General features: G+C 65.2%; 17 protein-coding genes. 8 read left to right on the top strand and 9 right to left on the bottom strand.

Features of this window, described 5'->3' with window-relative positions:
* Positions 1-107 precede the first annotated feature (107 nt).
* A complete protein-coding gene (locus tag AC1DRD_RS17645; protein WP_478042358.1) occupies positions 108-1067 on the bottom strand; it encodes a hypothetical protein in 960 nt (319 codons plus the stop codon).
* A gap of 170 nt (positions 1068-1237) precedes the next feature.
* Between AC1DRD_RS17645 and AC1DRD_RS17640 the strand changes: the two genes are divergently transcribed.
* The gene (locus AC1DRD_RS17640; RefSeq protein ID WP_478042357.1) at positions 1238-2056 is read left to right on the top strand and encodes a phytanoyl-CoA dioxygenase family protein; all 819 of its coding nucleotides are present in this window, start codon (positions 1238-1240) and stop codon (positions 2054-2056) included.
* A gap of 102 nt (positions 2057-2158) precedes the next feature.
* Here the strand turns inward: AC1DRD_RS17640 and AC1DRD_RS17635 are convergent, their stop codons facing one another.
* The 8 genes from AC1DRD_RS17635 to AC1DRD_RS17600 all read right to left on the bottom strand — a co-directional run bounded on the left by AC1DRD_RS17635 (position 2159) and on the right by AC1DRD_RS17600 (position 12257).
* A complete protein-coding gene (locus tag AC1DRD_RS17635; protein WP_478042356.1) occupies positions 2159-3532 on the bottom strand; it encodes an MFS transporter in 1374 nt (457 codons plus the stop codon).
* A 68-nt stretch (positions 3533-3600) separates the two neighbouring features.
* Positions 3601-4428 (bottom strand): GntR family transcriptional regulator, encoded by an 828-nt coding sequence (locus AC1DRD_RS17630; RefSeq protein ID WP_478042355.1) that lies wholly within the window; start codon positions 4426-4428, stop codon positions 3601-3603.
* Between the two features lie 82 nt (positions 4429-4510).
* On the bottom strand, positions 4511-5410 hold the full coding sequence (locus AC1DRD_RS17625; RefSeq protein WP_478042354.1) for a hypothetical protein: 900 nt from the start codon (positions 5408-5410) through the stop codon (positions 4511-4513).
* 25 nt (positions 5411-5435) lie between these two features.
* Positions 5436-7733, bottom strand: coding sequence for a TonB-dependent receptor (locus tag AC1DRD_RS17620; RefSeq protein WP_478042353.1), 2298 nt, complete (start codon positions 7731-7733; stop codon positions 5436-5438).
* A gap of 789 nt (positions 7734-8522) precedes the next feature.
* A complete protein-coding gene (locus tag AC1DRD_RS17615; RefSeq protein WP_478042352.1) occupies positions 8523-9581 on the bottom strand; it encodes a phosphotransferase in 1059 nt (352 codons plus the stop codon).
* The gene (locus tag AC1DRD_RS17610) at positions 9578-10729 is read right to left on the bottom strand and encodes an acyl-CoA dehydrogenase family protein (protein WP_478029601.1); all 1152 of its coding nucleotides are present in this window, start codon (positions 10727-10729) and stop codon (positions 9578-9580) included. Before AC1DRD_RS17610 ends, AC1DRD_RS17615 begins: the two co-directional genes overlap by 4 nt.
* Positions 10726-11487, bottom strand: coding sequence for an SDR family NAD(P)-dependent oxidoreductase (locus AC1DRD_RS17605; RefSeq protein WP_478029602.1), 762 nt, complete (start codon positions 11485-11487; stop codon positions 10726-10728). The genes AC1DRD_RS17610 and AC1DRD_RS17605 overlap by 4 nt, the downstream gene beginning before the upstream one ends.
* A 17-nt stretch (positions 11488-11504) precedes the next feature.
* Entirely contained in the window at positions 11505-12257 is a 753-nt protein-coding gene (locus AC1DRD_RS17600) for an SDR family NAD(P)-dependent oxidoreductase (protein ID WP_478042351.1), read from the bottom strand.
* 119 nt (positions 12258-12376) lie between these two features.
* On the opposite strand from AC1DRD_RS17600, the gene AC1DRD_RS17595 reads away from it, so the two are divergent.
* The 7 genes from AC1DRD_RS17595 to AC1DRD_RS17565 all read left to right on the top strand — a co-directional run bounded on the left by AC1DRD_RS17595 (position 12377) and on the right by AC1DRD_RS17565 (position 18562).
* On the top strand, positions 12377-13075 hold the full coding sequence (locus AC1DRD_RS17595) for a carboxymuconolactone decarboxylase family protein (RefSeq protein WP_478029605.1): 699 nt from the start codon (positions 12377-12379) through the stop codon (positions 13073-13075).
* A 71-nt stretch (positions 13076-13146) separates the two neighbouring features.
* Positions 13147-13755, top strand: a complete 609-nt coding sequence (locus AC1DRD_RS17590) for a TetR/AcrR family transcriptional regulator (RefSeq protein WP_478042350.1) — start codon at positions 13147-13149, stop codon at positions 13753-13755.
* Positions 13756-13761: 6 nt separating this feature from the next.
* Positions 13762-14535, top strand: coding sequence for a helix-turn-helix transcriptional regulator (locus AC1DRD_RS17585; RefSeq protein ID WP_478029607.1), 774 nt, complete (start codon positions 13762-13764; stop codon positions 14533-14535).
* A gap of 77 nt (positions 14536-14612) precedes the next feature.
* A complete protein-coding gene (locus AC1DRD_RS17580; protein WP_478042349.1) occupies positions 14613-15038 on the top strand; it encodes a Zn-ribbon domain-containing OB-fold protein in 426 nt (141 codons plus the stop codon).
* Positions 15035-16183 carry a thiolase family protein gene (locus AC1DRD_RS17575; protein ID WP_478042348.1) on the top strand — a complete coding sequence of 383 codons (1149 nt, stop codon included), beginning with the start codon at positions 15035-15037 and terminating at the stop codon, positions 16181-16183. The genes AC1DRD_RS17580 and AC1DRD_RS17575 overlap by 4 nt, the downstream gene beginning before the upstream one ends.
* Complete coding sequence (locus tag AC1DRD_RS17570; RefSeq protein WP_478042347.1) at positions 16183-17364, top strand: acyl-CoA dehydrogenase family protein; 1182 nt, start codon at positions 16183-16185, stop codon at positions 17362-17364. The genes AC1DRD_RS17575 and AC1DRD_RS17570 overlap by 1 nt, the downstream gene beginning before the upstream one ends.
* 22 nt (positions 17365-17386) lie before the next feature.
* Positions 17387-18562 carry an acetyl-CoA C-acetyltransferase gene (locus tag AC1DRD_RS17565; protein WP_478042346.1) on the top strand — a complete coding sequence of 392 codons (1176 nt, stop codon included), beginning with the start codon at positions 17387-17389 and terminating at the stop codon, positions 18560-18562.
* Position 18563: the final 1 nt, after the last annotated feature.

The raw sequence follows: 18563 nt of genomic DNA, 5'->3' as shown, positions 1-18563 counted from the left end.
CCACCCCGGCGAAGGAGCGCCGGGGTGGGATGCAAGCTAGATGGGTTACAACTGGGTGATCGAGTGCTGGGCTAGGATCGCCGCGAGACGTCACCCCATGCCCAGGGTCAGGGCACGTTGCTCAAGATGCTCTGCCAGTTGGTCGTCTCGGTATAGATCTCGCCGGTCGAGGCCTTGAACGCCTGCTGTCCGTCGGCTGCTCCCTGGAGCTGCCACATCAGCCAGGCGGTCGGATAGCCGAGATAGGCATCGACGCCGTTGTTGCACGACCCGAGCCCCGACGGGCAGGTCGGATTGCCCTGGACGTCATTATGGTTGGTGCCCTTGATGATCGCCTTGGCCTTGGTCAGCGCCGAGGGCGTCGCGTTGTAATAGGCCGTGTTCGAATTGAGTTGGCTGCCGAACAATTGCGTGTCGGGCGAGATCAGGGTGTCAGCTGATCCGCTGACATAGAGGATCGACCCTGCGGTCGCGCCGGTCAGCGTCGCCGTCTGCAGGCAATTGGACGACGAACTGCACCACATCTGTGCGGGAAGGTGGAACGCGGCCGCGGTGCGGATCATGCCACCCGAATGGATCATCGCGTTGATCACCCCGGTCGCGCCTTGCGAATGGCCGACAGCGCCGATCTTGGTCACGTCGAGCTTGCCGAAGAAGACGCTGCTCGCGTCGGTGTTGCGCGCCTTGATGTAATTGGCGCTGTCGATCAGCGTCTGGCCGATGCCGGTGGTGCCGTCCTGCGTCGCGATAACGACGAAGCCCCACGACGCCAGGTGACGGAGATAATAAGCGTAAGTGCTGGCGGCGATCGGCGTCGTGCCGGTGCCGTTCCCCCAAACCACGATCGGATGCAGGAAGCCGTTGGCGCCGAGATTGGCGGGGAAATAGATATCGCAGAGGTCGCCCTTGGAATCGCAGCCCGTGGCGGTGACCGTCGTCGTCACGGTCCAGGGGCCGTTGGCGTAATATTTCTGCTCGATGGGCTTCGTCGGAAGGTTGGGCCCTGCGTATGCGCTCAAGGGCAATACCGCGACCAACGCCGCAGCCAACCAGGCTAACCGCTTCATAATCCTCTCCCTTCGCCGAATTTGGCATCGGGCCGTTCCGTCCGGGACGGTTTCGATGCCCTTTGATAATTATCGACTCTCTTTATAGAAAGTAGAATTAAATACAGAAAATTATCGAATCAAGCTGAATTTAAATTATTGGGCCGAGGCCCCTTCAACAGGAGACGATGATGACTAATCTCCCGACCACTGCACCGCGGATCGATCCGCGCAGCGCCGGCTTCGACTGGCAGGACGTGCCCGCCGACCGGCCGTTGCGGCGTTTGACCCGCGATGAAGTGGAGGCGTTCGACCGCGACGGCTTCGTCATCGTGCGCGGCGCGTTCACCCGCGCCGAACTGGCCGAGGTCGAGGCCGCGATCGATCCGATCGAACAGGCCTATGAAACCTATGTCAGCGAGCAGCAGGGCGGCAATTTCCGCCTGACCTCATCGGGCACGATCACGTTCACCGCGCATCTGGTCACCCAGTCCGCGATCTTGCGCGATTTCGCCGCGCATCCCGTGATCCGCGACCTCTGCCACGACCTCGCCGATGCGCCGATGCGGCTCTATTGGGACCAGTCGGTGTACAAGAAGACCGGCAAGAAGCAGGAATTCCCCTGGCATCAGGACAATGGCTATACCTTCATCGAGCCGCAGCAATATCTGACCTTCTGGATCCCGCTGGTCGATGTCGATGAGGAGAATGGCTGTCCGTGGATCGCGCGCGGCCTCCATCGGCTCGGCACGCTCGACCATTGGTTGACCCCGATCGGACTGAAGTGCCTGGAGGAGGTCGACGACGCGGTCGCCGCGCCTGCCGCGGCCGGCGACATCATCCTGTTCTCGTCACTGGCGCCGCATCGGACCGGACCCAACCTCAAGGACGGGACGGTGCGCAAGGCGTACATCCTGCAATATGCCCCCGACGGCGCGCGGACGTTCGGCACCGATGGCTCGGTGGTGTTTCAGAACGACCCCGCTCGCCAATTTCTGATCGATGGTTAGGCGCTAAAATGATGGAGGGGGAGGACGGCGATTGCTCGCCGTCGTGCTCCTCCCCCTCCGACAGTCCCTGCGGAGACTGTCACTCTCCCTGGGGAGAACCGATCAGGCCTCGCCGGCGACCACGCGGCGCTGCGCCTCGAGCTCTTCGACGATCTCGTCGTGCCGCTTGCCGCGCAGCGGATAGAAGAACATCGCGACGCCCGCGATAACCAGCCCCAAGGCGGGCAGCGCGGTCATCAGTGCTTTCATCCGCGCGAGCGTCTCGGCCGATTGCGCGACATTGGCTTGATAGCCGATTACGCCGAGCAACCAGCCAAACAGCCCCGCACCAAGGCCTAATGCGACTTTCAGGAAGAACTGCCCCAGCCCGAACACGAAGCTTTCGGTCCGCCGACCCGATCGCCATTCGCCATATTCGACCGTATCCGGCAGGATCGACCAAAAGCCGAGCGCGAGGCCGAGACCGGTCACCTGCATCCACAGGAAGAATCCGATCGCCAGCGCCGTCGTCCGCACGTCGGTGATGGCGAACCAGGTCAAGCCGGCCAGGCCCCAGACCACCGCGGCCAGGCAGGCGTTGCGCTTGCCGATCCAGCGGGTGACGACCATCCAGATCGGCACGACGATCAGCCCCGATGCGGCGCAGAGGCTCAGCGCGGTGCGCGCCTGGGCCTCGTCGTGGAGGTAATATTTGAAATAATAGAGGATCGATTTGCCCAAAGCGGTCGAACACATCACCCCGGCGCACATCGCGGCGAGCATTGTCCAGAGCGCGCGATTGCCCTTCAGCGCCTGCCAATATTCGCCCAGGCTGTGCGGCACGACTTCGTGGACGTCGCCTTCCGGCTCGCGAGTGGCGGCGAACACGATCGGGAAGATCATTGTCGCCATCGCCGCGAACAGGACAGCCGCGATCAGATAGCCGTGCGGTGAGTCGACCGTTCCGCCGAAATGAGCTGCGAGCGGCTGGGTCGTGATTGCGATGGTCAGCCCTGCCAGGGTCGCGAAGATGATCCGCGCGCCGGCGATCGATCCGCGCTCGCCCGAATTGGGCGTGATGCGCGCGCTCATCGCGGTATAGGGGATGGATACAACCGTATAGGCGATGCGGAACAGGATGTGCGTGGCGAGCATCCAGGCGGCAAGTGCCGACCCCGCCAGATCCGGCTTGAAATAGAGCAGGACGAACGCGATTCCGACGAACGGGCCGCCGAACAGCAGATAGGGGCGGTAGCGTCCCCAGCGCGTCCGCGTACGATCGGCAATCGCGCCCATCAGCGGGTCGATCGTCGCATCGAAGATCGAGGCGATCATGTAGATCAGTCCCGCCGTCCCCGCGCTCAGCCCGACGGCGTCGGTGTAGAAGAACAGCAGATAGAGCGAGATGCTCTGCCAATAGAGATTGAACGCGAAATCGCCGACCGTGAAGCCGATCACGCGCGAGATGCCTAATTTCGTACGCGCCAGTCCGGCCATCCCATCCTCCCGATTTTTTGGGGAGGAATAAATGGAGAATTGATAATTAGCTAGATAATTTATCTATTTTAACTCGGATTTTTGCGTGGCCGTCCACGCTTGCGCGGCGCACCCTCCATCTCCGGCGCGGGGTCGGCGTGAGCGGACTTTTCGTAGCTGGAAAGCGTACGGCTGATCGTCTGGTGGAACTGTACGCCCATCTCGAACATGTCGGCGACCAGCTCGTGCAGCCGCTCGGCATCGCGGTGCACCACCGCGTCGACGATTTCGCGATGCTTGCTGTGATGGTCGAGCACGCGGTCGATCTCGAGATCGGCGAACAAATTGACATAGCGTTCGAGCCGCCCGCCGAGATCGGCCCAGATCCGCATCAGGATCGGCGAACCGCAGCCCGACAGCAAGGTCCAGTGCAGCGCCGAATAAGCGCGCTGCCACATTTCGCGATGCTCGGGATCGTCGAAATTCTTCTCGACCTTGAGCGAGCGGTGGAGCTGGAGCACCACCGCTTCCTCCCAAGCCTCGTTGCCATGCTTGAGCGCGCTGTCGAGCATGAGCTGATAGATCTTGCGATAGGCGCGAATCAGATCGTCGTAATCGGCCAGTGAGACCGGTGCGACGCGATGCCCCTTCTGGTGCTCATGTACGACCAACCCGCTGGTCGACAACAATAAAATCGCCTCGCGCACGGGGCTGTGGCCGACATCGTAGAAAGCGACGAGTTGTTCGACCTTGAGCCGTTCGAGCGGCGCAAAGACACCGCGGACAATGTCGCGGCCGAGCCAATATTGCACCGCCAGCGTCGGATTTCGCTTGGGGTCGACGGGGGCGATGACCGACGGTGCGGTGAAGTTCTTTACGGACGGAATGTCGGTCGGCACGCCGCGACTATTAGACATGCCTCGCGCCCGCGCAACCAGCACGCCTTCCAGCCGTGGGCGATCGTTACGGGGGTGTTTCGGTGTCCCTTCGCCGTGACGGCTATTCGCGGCCATCGTCGCTCGCGAGCATCGGCAGGGCTGGGGGTGCCGATGCCGCGATGCCCTGGACGGCAGCGTCGAAACAGGCGCGCGCCTGCTCGGTGAGGAAGGCGGCCTCGACCCAGCGGTCGCTTTCCTCGCGCGGACTGCCATCGGAGCCGGTGACCATCTTGGGATAAAAAGTGCGCGCGGGGAGCAATTCGCAAAGCGCGGGCAAATAGTCCCCGGAGCAGGCGGTGAGGAGGAAGCCGCCGATGCTCTCCGTCCACATCCGCCGGAAGATGGCGAGATGCTGCGCTTCGGCCGGGTCGCTCGCGGTGAGCTGGCCGAACGCGCCGGACGATACGCGCAAGTGGAGGAAGCGGACGCGCTCGAACACCGGGCGCATGGCGATGAGCTTGGCCTCGATATCGCCATACGGCAGTTCGTGGCCGGTATACCAATGTGCGAAATCGCCGTTGAAGGTCAGTTCGGGAAAGCGCTCGATCAGTCCGAGCGTCCGTCGGATATCCTGCGTCATCGTCGCGCGATGCGTTTCGAGGTGGAGCACGTGGCGCTCCTGCTCGGCGATCCGCAATATGCCCTCGGCGAGCCGCCACAGGTCGTCGTCTTCCTCGAGACCGGTGCCGAGCTGCACCGTGGTGCAGGCGCAGCCCTGGTCGCGCCAGTGTCGCGTCATTGCGCGGAGCTGGTCGAGGTCATGGATCACGCGCGCGATGCCGAATGGGATCAGCCCGGCGCCGCGCGCGACCGCCGGCTCGAGCGTCTGGATACCTTCATAGCCGGCGCCCGGCAGCGCGGTGTAGATGTCGGCCGTGCTGCCCTTGGGTCCGGCGGACCAGTCGGGCAGATCGGCGATCGTGACGAAGCTCAATCCCGCGAGCAGGCGGGGAGGGGCCAAACCCTCCCCGTCCGCGCCGCGCGGTTCAGAAACCGACATCGAGCGACAGCCCCATCGAGCGCTGCGATTCATACGGCCGGAACTGGCTCAGGCTGCGCGCGCTGCCGAACGGAGTCGAGAACATCGTCACGGCGAAATGCTCGTCGAGCAGGTTCTTGCCGTAAACCGACAGCTTCCACAGCTTGCCGCTGGCCAGTGCGATGGCGCCGTTGACCAGCACATAACCGTCCTGGCGCGTGCGCGGATTGTTGGGGAAGGCGATCAGCTGCGACGAGCGATAGCTGGCCGACAGATCGAATTGCAGCTTGAGCCTGGACGACAAATCGACGCCGTACGAACCGCCCGCATTCAATTGCCATTTGGGCGAATAGGGCAGCGGCGCGTCGGTCAGATTCTGCTGCACGCCGGGCGATCCCGCCGGCGATCCCGGCGCGGGGACGCATCCTTCCGCCACGGTCTGCCCGCCGAAGCACGGCGCGTTGGGGAAATCGCCCCAGCGCGCATCGACATAGGAACCGCTCAGCACCAGATTGAGGTCGGTCGCCGCGATCGGCCGCCAGCCGAGATCGAACTCGACGCCCTTGGTCTTCGCCTCGCTGCTGACGATCGGATAGGTCGCGGTGACCGGGTCGCGGCCCGCTGTCTGGTAATTGTCGACATGCGTGTAGAAAGCGGTGACGTTGAACGTCACGCGCGCGTCGGGCCAATAGGTGCGCAGGCCGATTTCGTAATTGGTTGGCCGCTCGGGTTTCACGTAGCGCAAGGTCTTGACGCCGATATTGGTGTCGAACCCGCCGCCCTTGAATCCGCGCGTCACGGTGGCGAACACGTTGGCGTCCTTGGCGATGTCGTATTGAGCACCGGCGCGCCACACCAACGCGTAGGATTGTTCGGCTTTACGATCGGAATCGGTCAGATGATAAGTCGGATCGAGACGATCCTTGGCCGCTTCCACCCGGTCCTTGAGGTAGCGCAGTCCGCCGATCAGTTTGAACGATTTCGATATGTTGAGATTGGCCTGGCCGAACAGCGCCATGTTGCGCGAATCCGAGGTGATGTGGGCGCGGCGGTTGAAGAACGGGAACGGCACCGTTGCGAAAATCTGGGTCGACCGCGAATTGACGTCGGCGTCGAAATAATAGGCGCCGAGCACGTAATCGATCAGTTTGCCGGTCGGCGAGGCCAACCGGATTTCCTGACTGAACTGCGCCTGGTTGAAATGGGCATAATTGACATCAAGGAGGTTGATCGGTGCCGAATCCGAATCGAGCCCGTCGGTCGTCTCCCAGGTCCGCCACGCGGTGATCGAGGTCAGCGTGAAGCCGCCCAGGCGATAATCGGCTTGCAGTGACACGCCCTTGCTCCTGGCGTTGGAGAAGACGTCGCCATTGATATCCTGGTCGAGATTGTCCCTGCCCGGCTTGATGCCTTTTGCAATTTGAAACAGTTCGGGCGCGCCCGGGGGCGTCCCGACCGAATAGAGCGTCCACACGCAGCAATCGGAGTCGCGCTTGTAATAATCGGCGATGCCGGTCAGCGTCAGGTTGGCCGTCGGCTCCCATTCCAGCTTGGCGCGCCCGCCCCAATCGTCGCGGTCGTTCAATTTGCGGCCATCGAACACGTTGGTGACATAGCCGTCACGCTTGTTGCGGCGTCCCGAGATCGAGAAGCGCAGCGTGTCGGTGATCGGTCCCGATAGATAGGCGCTGAAGCGGCGGTCGTTATCGGGCCAGCCCCAGCTCACGCCGGCATTGCCGGTAAATTCCTTGGACGGGCGCTTGGTCACGACATTGACCACGCCGGCCGAAGCGTTCTTGCCGAACAACGTGCCTTGCGGCCCGCGCAGCACTTCGATCCGCTCGATATCGGGGAGGTCGCCGAGCGACGCTCCAGCCTGGCCCATGACGACTCCGTCCAGGACATAGGCGACGCTGCCCTCGATCGCCTCGGACGAAAAGGTGCTGGTGCCGATGCCGCGGATGAAGAAGCCGAAATTGCGCGGTCCCGCGGAATTGGTCAGCGTGACGCTCGGGACCATATATTGCAGGTCGCTGGTCTCGTTGAACTTGAGCGAGGTGAGCTTGTCGCCGCCAATCACCGCGACCGACAGCGGCACGTCCTGCAGATTCTCGGCGCGGCGCTGCGCGGTGATGACGATGTCGCCGCGTGTGTCGATCGATTGTGCCTGCGAATTCGCGGCAGGCGTGCCCGGCGCTTGCGTATCGGGCGCCGGCTTGTCCTGCGCCTGTGCCGCGGTCGTCCAGCTTAGCGCCAACATGCTGACAGCGACGCTTCCAACCGCCCGGAATCGAAAACTGAGCATTCACCTCTCCTGATAAATTACTATATTTATCACTAATAATTTATCGGATTTATGATGTTGTCAATCATTCGATATTTTAAGCACGATGGGGCGGCCCTCGCACCCCAGCGCCGTTCGCGGAAATGCGGTTTCGCCTAACGCGAGGCTTTTGAGTGAGGCGACAGGCGTCGGCTAACGGACGGATTGTGCCGTCAGTCCAAGGCGAACCGGTCTCTGGACGATGGATTCGCGATTATTCCACGGGGCCGGTCGAGCTCATCGGCACGTTCTTCCTCAATCGGAGGTCGTCGGAGCCGCCGTCAGCCAATAGCCGGTAGATCTGATAGACCACGACCGGGACAGACGTTCATGTCGACCGCGACCCGGCAGCGGCATCGCGTTCGCTTCATTCCAGCCGGACGGCAACCTCGCGCTGCGCCGCTCAGGTGGTGTGCGAGTTTGGTCTGGCGGAACCAGTACCTTCCTGTGCGCGAACCTCCAGATTCAGAATGAGGCAATCCCCGAAATGCCCTCCATTTTACCCGCCGCATTGTGGTGGGAAGAGGAGGGACTGAGTAAATTCGATGGGACGGTTAATCCAAAAATCCTGACAGACTTATAAAAGGTTACGGGTATTCTGGGGAGCCCGGGAGAGGGTGCAAGTGGCGGTGCTGTCAGTCTAAGGCGAACTCGTCTCTGGGCGATACAGGGCAGTTTTTGACGGCAAGAGCTTTACTCGCGAGCAACTGCCGTTCAGACGGCCCTTGTCCCGTTGCTTGATCGGAACGGCCGGCAGGTGCCCGGCACGATTTAGCACGAGCGCTCGGCTTGCTGCCAAGCGAGAGACGCGAGCACGGGCAGGTCGGCCGCGAGCCGTCCCGCTTCCGCGGAAGCGGCCGTTCCACGGAGCATCCGCGCCTTGATGCCGTGGCAGATCGCGGCGAAGCGGAAGAAGTTGAACGCGACGTAGAAGTCCAGGTGAGGAATCCCCGCGCGTCCGGTCCGGCGGCAATAGGCCGCGACATAATCCTCCTCGCTCGGGATGCCGAGCTTGGCCAGATCGCTATCCGCCAGCCCGGGAATGGTGAGCGCAGGCATCCGGTACATCATCAGGTGATAGGCGAAGTCGGCGAGCGGATGGCCGAGCGTCGACAGCTCCCAGTCGAGCACCGCGCGGACGGCGAAGGCGTCGGGCGCGAAGATCAGATTGTCGATGCGAAAATCGCCATGGACCAATGTCGTCTCGTCACCCGCCGGGATATGCTCGGGCAGCCAGGCGATCAGCCGGTCCATATTGGCGTCGCGGCCGGCGATATCGTCCGCCAGATACTGGCGCGACCAGCGCGCGACCTGCCGCTCGATATACTGGCCGTGACGCCCGTACCTGCCGAGCCCGACCGCTTCCGGATCGATCGTATGAAGTTGCGCGATCACGGCGTTCATCGCGTCGTAGATCGCGGCGCGCGCCGCCGTGGTTTCGCCGGACAAGGTCGCGTCCCAGAATATCCGGCCGTCGACCATGTCCATCACATAGAACCAGGTGCCGATCACCGCGTCGTCGGTGCACAGCGCATGAACGTGCGGCACGGGAAAACCCACGCCTTCGACCGCGCGGATGACCTGCGCCTCGCGATCGACCGCGTGCGCGCCGGGCAGCAAGGTGCCGGGCGGCTTGCGGCGCAGGACGTAGCGGCGGCTGGGCGTGACCAATTTGTAGGTCGGGTTGGACTGGCCTCCGTTGAACTGCTCGACATGCAACGGGCCTTCGAAGCCGGGGACATTGGCGGCCATCCAGTCCGCGAGCCGTTCCTCGTCGAAGCGATGCGCGAGACGGACTGCGCCGGTGCCGGCGAACGAGTCCGCGGTCATTGCGCGGCGATCCAGTCGCGCTTGATCTTCTTGGCGAGGCTCCATTTGTGGACCTCGGTCGGTCCGTCATAGATGCGGAAGGCGCGCACCTCGCGAAAGACCTGTTCGACGATCGTATCACCCGACACGCCGGTTCCGCCCATCGCCTGGACGCAGCGATCGGCGATCCGCATCAGCGCCTCGCTGACCGCGACCTTCGCCATCGAGCTCTCGACGGTGCCGAGCGCACCCGTATCGAGCACGCCCGCGCACCAATCGATCATCAATTCGGCCTGTTTCAGGTCGATCACATTCTCGGCGAGCATGAACCCGACACCTTCATGGTCGATCAGCGGTTTGCCGAACGCCTGGCGGCGATTGGCGTAGTCGGTCGCGATCTCGTTCGCGCGGGTGCAGGCGCCGAGCCAGCGCATGCAATGCGTCAACCGCGCCGGCGCCAACCGGACCTGCGCTAGCTTGAAGCCGTCTCCGGGTGCGCCCAGCATCTGGTCTGCGGTAACCCTGAGCCGCTCGATCGCGACGATCGCATGGCCGCCCGGCATCGACGAATCGATCGTGTCGAGCACGCGTTCGATGCGGATCGCGGGATCGGGCAGATCGACGAGGAACAGCGAGGCGCCTTCCTCGGCCTTGGCCATGACGATGCCGACCCTGGCGCCTTCCGCGCCGGTGATGAACGCCTTGCGCCCGTCGATCCGCCAGCCATTGCCGTCGCGCGTCGCGATCGTCTGCAGCATCGACGGATCCGACCCCGCACCGCCGTCCGTCGCGGGTTCGGTCATGAAGAAGGCCGAGCGCGCCTCGCCGGCGACGAGCGGTGCGAGGAAGCGCGCTTTCTGCTCCGCCGTCGCGACCTTGCCGAGCAGGTACATATTGCCTTCGTCGGGCGCCGCGACATTGACCGCGACGGGACCGAGTGGCGAGAGGCCGGCCGCGCGCAAGATGACGGCGACCTCGCGATGATGCAGGTGCGTGCCATTCGCCAGGATATGCGGCGTCAACACGCCGGCCGCGCGCGCCTTGCCACGAAGCTCGGTGACCAGTTCGTCGCTCGGCCCGTGTGGACCGCACCGCGGATCGCGCTCATAAGGGGCAACCACGTCGCGGACGAAGGCTTCCACCTTGGCGGCGATGCCGGCGGCGCTCATCGCGGCGCCATCCGGATCGCGCCGTCGAGCCGGATCACTTCGCCGTTGAGCATCGGATTGGTCACGATCGTCTCAACCAAAGCGGCATATTCCTCGGGCCGTCCGAGCCGGCTGGGATGCGGCACCTGGGTCCCGAGCGATTCCTGCGCGGCGGGCGGCAAACCCATCAGCATCGGCGTCAGGAAGATGCCCGGCGCGATCGTCATGACGCGGATGCGATGCTGGGCGAGATCGCGCGCCAGCGGCAGGGTCATGCCGACCACGCCGCCTTTCGATGCGGCATAGGCGGCCTGGCCGACCTGGCCGTCATAGGCTGCAACCGATGCGGTATTGACGATGACGCCGCGTTCCTCGCCGATCGGATCGGCGGCGGCCAATCGCGCGGCGAAGCGCGCGATCACCGCGAAACTGCCGACCAGATTGACCTCGATCGCCTGGCGGAATGCCGACAGCGGGTGGGGGACATTCTCCTTACCCACCGTCTTGATCGCGGGCGCGACGCCCGCGCAATTGACCAGGATCCGCGCGATTCCGTGCGCGGCTTCGGCTTCAGCCAGAGCCGCGTCGATCGCCGCGTCGTCGGTGACGTCGATCTGGGCGAACAGCCCGCCGATCGCGGTTGCATGCGCCGCTCCGGCAGCGGCGTCGCGATCGAACAAGGTAACCTTCGCCCCGCGCGCCGCGAGCATCGCCGCGGTCGCGCCGCCCAGCCCCGACGCGCCGCCGGTGACGATCGCTGCCGCATTCCCGATTTCCATAGTCTGTCTCTCCGGTTTTATTGCGCGGTCGAGCCGCCGTCGACGACGAGTTCGGCCCCGGTCATGTATTTCGACGCGTCGCTTGCCAGGAACAGGATCGCGTCGGCGATCTCCTCAGGCGTGCCGATCCGGCCGACCGGTATGTCGGCGAGCAGGCGGGCGGCGATCGCGGGGTCGGCATGAACGCCGGCGCTGAGCGGCGTGGCAATATGGCCCGGATGGATCGAATTGGCGCGCACGCCATTGCCCAAAGCCGAGCATTCGAGCGCGGTCGCCTTGGTGAACATCCGGACCGCGCCCTTCGCCGCGCAATAGCTGCCGGTATTGGCGGCGGCGGCGATCCCGCGGATCGACGACATGTTGACAATCGCGCCGTTCCCCGATCGCCCGAGGAGCGGCAGCAGATGTTTCGTCGCGAGGAACACGCTGTCGAGATTGACCGCCATGATCGCGCGCCAATGGTCGAGCGTGGTGTCCGCAATCGACCGGAACACGCCGAACCCGGCATTGTTGACCAGGATATCGAGGCGTCCGGCGTCCCGATCGATCTCGTCGGCCAGCTTCGCCCAGGCGGCTTCGTCGGTAACGTCCATCGTGACGCCGCGATGCCGGCCATCGCCGAGCGACTCGACCGCCGCGGCCAGCCCGTCGGCATTGCGGTCGACCAGGATCACGGCTGCGCCCGCCGCGGCGAAGCGGCGTGCGGTCGCGAGCCCGATTCCCGATGCCGCGCCGGTCACCAGCGCGACCTTGCCCGTTAGATCGTACATCCGAAAGCCGCCTTTCCTGATCCTCGTCACGCTGACCAAACCGTCCGTTGACGTGTTCGCGATCCTGCCGTTAGCATAACCGTCCGACCGGTTGGTCTAGCAAAAAGGAGAGGCGCGCAATGACCGCAGCTGCGGTAACACTCGACGCCGTGGGCCGTGTTCGTGCCCATGCGCCGAAGACCTTGGCGGGGTATCGCCGCTTCCGGTCGGTGATCGAGAATGACGGCGCCTTGCCGAAAACGCTCAAGCATCTGTTCGTCGCGGCGGCGGCGTGCGCGAAAGGCTATCCCGACATGACCGAGCGCGAATTGCGCGCGGCGGCAGCGGCGGGGCTCGACGTCGAGCTTGCCGGATGCACGGTGGCGATCCTCGCGAGTTCACGTGGCGAAGGCGCCGCGCTGCGCTTCGAATCGATCTATGCGCGCGTCTATCCCGACAGTGCCCGGATCGAGGCCGACGAGCGCGAGTTGGTCGTCGCGCCGGGCGAAGCCGAGCAGAATTTCCTCTCTTATTTCACGACGATGCCGCCATCGCTCGGTAAGCTGCTCGATCTCGTGCCGGTCGGCGGTGACGCTTATTATCTGATGCGCGAGGGAACGCTGTCGGGCACCGCGCTCGAACCGCGCCATGCCGAGCTGTTGCTGGTGACGGTGCTGGCGGCGGATTACAGCAACTGGGCGTCGGTCCATATGGACGGTGCCCGGCGCGCGGGCGCCAGCGAGGCCGAAGTCGCCGAGGCGGTATTGTGCGCGGTGCCGGTCGCCGGTCTGTCGGCCTGGGTGGTCGGCGCGACCGCGATGGATGCCGGGGCGAAATGAACAAGGCGGCGCGTCTTGAGTTCGCGATCGTGCCGGGGCACGTCTTGGATATAACAGGGAAAGGATGATCGATGGGCGCCAAACCAGCGCGAAAACGTCGGACCACCGAAGCGCATGACGAAAAGCGCATCGAAATCATCCAGCACTGCGCCGCCTTGTTCGATAAGGTCGGTTTTCACAACACGTCGATGCAGATGCTTGCCGACGAAGTGGGACTGGGGAAGCCGACGCTCTATCACTATTTTCCCAGCAAGCTGTCGATCCTCTACGCGATCCACGACACGCACATCTCTGCGCTGCTGGACGGACTGAAACACGAAGCGGGCACCGATCCGGCCGACTCACTGCGCTCGGCGTGCGTCGACATCCTCGGCCAGATCGCGACGCATCCCGGCTATGTCCGCGCTTTCATGGACAATTATGGCGACCTCGAAGGCAAGATGCGTGATGCGATCCGCACTCGCCGCCGCGACTATTTCGATGGGGTCAAGGCGCTTATCACCGAAGGTGTTGAGAGCGGCCGGTTCCGCGCAGTCGACCCGGTGATCACGACCTACGGTTTCCTCGGCATGTGCAACTGGGCATACAAATGGTATCCCCCGATGGCGAAAACACGCACGCCCGAAGAGGTCGCCGATGCGTTGTGCGGTCCATTCTTCGATGGCCTGAAGGCGGGATAGGAAAAGATGCACGTCAACGAGGACATGCTGGCCGCGGTGCGTGTCCGATCGCTGGCGGAAATTCGGCCGGCTGCCGAAGCGTTGCGCGACGCGGTGCACGGCCTGGCCGGATTGAAGGTCGCAGTCACCGACAATATCGCTGCGGCCGAGCCGATGAAGGATGCCGACGGCGTGATCCTGGCCGGCGACGTCTTCGGTTTTTCGGGCGAGGATTCGCGCTGGTGGCGATTTCCGCAGCTGGCGCTGACCTCTCCACTGCCGATGGCGTGCCGGTTCGAGAGCGAGCCGTTCTGGTGCAACGCGGACGGCATCCGGACCCGTACGCCCAACGCGTTGCTCGCCGGCCTCGATCTCACCAACTTCCGCGAGCGCGCACTGACCAGCGCGGCGATCGTCGCGCCGATCCATCTGCCGTTCGGGCAGATCGCGGCGGCGAGCTTCCTGTCGCCCGATCCCGCGGTCGACGATCTTTCCGCGCCGTTCGAGGCGGTCGGCGAGACGCTGGCGTTGCTCGCGCGCATCTTCGTCGCGAGCTACGTCAAGGTAACCGAGCGGCGCCCGGCCAGCATCGCGCGGGTGATGCTGACCAAGCGCGAGGTCGAATGCCTGCGCTGGGCGGCTGCGGGCAAGACCAATGACGAGATCGCAATGATCATCAATCTCAAGCGCACCACGATCCGCTTCCACATCCGTTCGGCGGCGCAGAAGCTCGACGCGGTCAACCGCGACCAGGCCTTGTTCAAGGCCGCGCAACTCGGCTTCCTCGGCACCCTGCGCTAGCGCGAAACGCTAGCTGACCCATTGGACAGAGGCGCTGACCGACCTGCCTGACTAGGTTTCTGGGCAGGAGGAAGAATATGCCTGATCTGGCACCGCCGATCGACGACCGGTTGCTGCATCTCGACGCGGACGGCGCCCTGGCGCTGCTGGCGGCGCGCGAGCGCGAGAGCGGGCGGCTGGTGTTCCCGGCGCCGGGAGACGCCGATCCCGAGCGATACGAATCCGTCCTGTTGCCGCGCGAAGGCCGGCTCTGGTCGTGGACGATCCAGCGCTTCCGGCCCAAATCGCCGCCTTATGCCGGGCCCGAGGCGTTCGAGCCCTATGCCGTGGGTTATGTCGCGCTCGGCGATGCGATCATCGTCGAGGGGCGGCTCACCGGCGCGCCGCTCGACGGCTTCGCGATCGACATGCCGATGCGCCTCGTCGCTGCGCCCTTCACGCTCGAAAGCGGCGAGCGGCGGACGACGTTCGCCTTCGCCCCGATCACGGAGAAAGCGGCGTGAGCGGCGTCTATATCGTCGGCGCCGGCATCCATCCGTTCGGGCGCACGCCGGAACGAACCGGGCTGCAGCAGGGCGTGTTCGCGGTGCGCCAAGCGCTCGGCCGCGCCGGACTCGACTGGCGCGACATCCGGTTCGCTTATGGCGGGTCGGATGCCGCCGGCAAGGCCGATACGATGGTGTCCGAGCTCGGGCTGACCGGCCTCCCGTTCATCAACGTCGCCAATGGCTGTGCGACCGGCGGGTCGGCGATGTTCGGCGCCTATTCGACGATCAAGTCGGGCGAGTTCGACCTCGGCATCGCGGTCGGCTTCGACAAGCATCCGCGCGGCGCGTTCGATCCCAAGCCGGCCGAATGGGGCCTGCCCGATTGGTATGGCGAAACTGGACTGATGCTGACCACGCAGTTCTTCGCGATGAAGATTCAGCGCTACATGGCGATGCACGGCATCACCAATGGCACGCTGGCGGCGGTTGCCGAAAAGGCGTTCGCGAACGGCGTGCTGGCCGACCATGCCTGGCGGCGCGAACCGGTCGATGCCGAGACGATCCTGTCCTCGACGATGGTCAGCGACCCGCTGACCAAGTTCATGTTCTGCTCGCCCGCTGAAGGCGCGGTCGCGCTGATCCTAGCCAGCGAGGCGAAGGCGAAATCGCTTGGCCTGCCGGCAGTCCGCCTGCGCGCGGCGTCGGTGCGCAGCCGCCCGCCGGGGTCGTTCGAGGTCTTCTCGCCCGCGCTCGACATCGACCGTGGCCTCTCGCCCACCAACATCGCGTCGCGGGCCGCCTATGAAATGGCGGGGGTCGGGCCCGAGGATGTGGACGTCGCTCAGCTCCAGGACACCGAGAGCGGCGCCGAGATCATGCACATGGCCGAGAACGGTTTCTGCGCCGATGGCGAACAGGAAGCGTGGATCGCCGAAGGCCGCACTCGGATCGACGGGATTCTGCCGGTCAATACCGACGGCGGCTGCCTTGCCTGCGGCGAGCCGATCGGCGCGTCCGGGCTGCGCCAGGTGTACGAGAACTACGTCCAACTGACCGGGCAAGCGGGCGCGCGGCAAGTGCCGGGCGACCCGCGGATCGGGTACAGCCACGTTTACGGCGCGCCCGGCGTCTCCGCCGTAGCGATCGTGGAGCGCGCCTGATGGACCTCGCGCTCTCGCCCGAACAACGCGCTTTCCGGGAAGAGGTACGCGGCTTCCTCGACACCGTGCTCACCCCCGTGATGCGGCGCGGCGCGGCGCTGACCTCGGGCGTGTTCGCCGAGCCCGATGTCTACCGCGCGTGGCAGACGGCGCTCGATGCGCAGGGGTGGCTGACCTATTTCTGGCCGGCGAGTGCGGGCGGACCCGGTTGGGGCGCGGTCGAGCGCTGGATCTTCGAGACCGAATGCGCGCGGGCCGGCGCGCCGATACTGCCCGGCATGGGTCTTAAGCTGGTCGGGCCGGTACTCTACACTTACGGCACGCCCGAGCAGCAGGGGCGCTTCCTGCCCGCGCTGCGGTCGGGCGAGCATGTCTGGGCGCAGGGTTTCTCTGAGCCGGGCTCGGGCTCCGACCTCGCCAGCCTGCGGACCCGCGCGGTGCGCGACGGCGACGATTATATCGTGACCGGGCAGAAGATCTGGACCACCCAGGCACAGTTCGCCAACTGGCTGTTCGCACTGGTGCGCACCGATGCCGCGGTCAAACCGCAGGCGGGAATCTCGTTCGTGCTGATCGACATGACCTCGCCCGGCGTCACCGTCCGCCCGATCCTGAGCGCGTCGGGCGACCATGAGCTCAACGAGGTGTTCCTCGACGACGTTCGCGTACCGGTCGCCAACCGCATCGGCGCGGAAGGCGAGGGCTGGGGCATCGCCAAATTCCTGCTCGAGAACGAGCGCGGCGGGACGGGTTATGCCCCGCAGCTGCTGGCCGATCTCGACCGGCTGGTTGCCGCGGCGTCGCCGCTGGGCGTCTTGCTCGCCGATCGCGCGGTGCGGCTGCGGCTCGAGGCCGAGGCGCTCGAAATGACCGAATTGCGCACCTTGCTGGAGATCGAGGACGGCCGCCCACCCGCGCCGCGTAGCCTCGCGGTCAAGCTGATCGCGTCGGAAATCCGCCAGGGAATCGAGGCGCTGGCGGTCGACGCGTTCGGCCTGGCCGGATTGCAGCTGCCCGCCGAGCGCCCGTTCCACGCGGACGATGCGCCGCCGCTGGTCGGCCCGCCCGAAGCGAGGCTGGCCGCCGCCCGCTATCTCAACGCCCGTGCCTGGTCGATCTTCGGCGGGACGAGCGAGATCCAGCTCAACCTGATCGCGCGCGCCGCTCCGGCCGCGCCCTGACTTTCGCGAAAGGATCGCATTCGTGCCCGACGCCTATATCGTTTCCGCCCGACGTACCGCCGGCGGCCGCCGCAACGGGCGGCTCGCCGGTATCCACCCCGCCGATCTGGGTGCGCGCGTGCTCGACGCGATCGTCGCGGAGACCGGGGTCGATCCGGCGGCGATCGACGACGTCATCATCGGCTGCGTCAGCCAGATCGGCGAGCAGACCTTCGCGCTCGGGCGCAACGTCGTGCTGGCGTCCTCGTTGCCCGACAGCGTGCCGGCGGTGACGATCGACCGCCAATGCGGGTCCTCGCAACAGGCGCTGCATTTCGCCGCGCAGGCAGTCATGTCGGGCACCCAGGATCTGGTGATCGCGGGCGGCGTCGAAAGCATGTCGCGCGTGCCCATGGGCTCGCCGGTGACGCTGGCGGCGCAGGCGGGGATCGGCGAGGGACCGTTCGCGAAGAGCATCCAGGCGCGTTATGGCGTCCCGGCGTTCAGCCAGTTCACCGGCGCGCAGATGGTCGCCGACAAATACGGCCTCGACCGTGATACGCTCGACCGTTTCGCCCTGGATAGCCATCGCAAGGCCGCCGCCGCGATCGAAGCGGGGGCATTCGCGCGCGAAATCGTCCCGGTCGCGGTGACGACGCCCGAAGGCGGCCGGCTGGTCCACGAGCGCGATGAGGGCGTCCGCGCCGATGCCAGCCGCGAATCGATTGGGTCGGTCAAGTTGCTGACCGAGGGCGGCAGCCTGAGCGCGGCGACCGCAAGCCAGGTGTGCGACGGGGCGAGCGGGGTGCTGGTCGCGTCCGAAGCCGCGGTCAAGGTGCACGGGCTGACCCCGCTGGCGCGCATCCACAACCTGACCGTTACCGCGGGCGATCCCGTTATCATGCTCGAGGAACCGATCCCGGCGACGCGGCGTGCGCTCGAGCGGGCCGGCCTTGCGCTCGATGATATCGACCTGTTCGAGGTCAACGAAGCGTTCGCGTCGATCCCGCTGGCCTGGCTCAAGGCGATCGGCGCCGATCCGGCCCTACTCAACGTCAATGGCGGCGCGATCGCGCTCGGCCATCCGCTAGGGGCTACGGGGACCAAGCTGATGGCGACTCTGATCCATGCGCTCCATGCGCGCGGCGGGCGCTACGGCCTCCAGACGATGTGCGAGGGCGGCGGGATCGCCAACGTCACGATCGTCGAGCGGGTCTGAC

The sequence above is a fragment of the Sphingomonas sp. P4_G2 genome (assembly GCF_056401155.1).
This window is presented reverse-complemented; position numbering and strand designations above follow the sequence as displayed.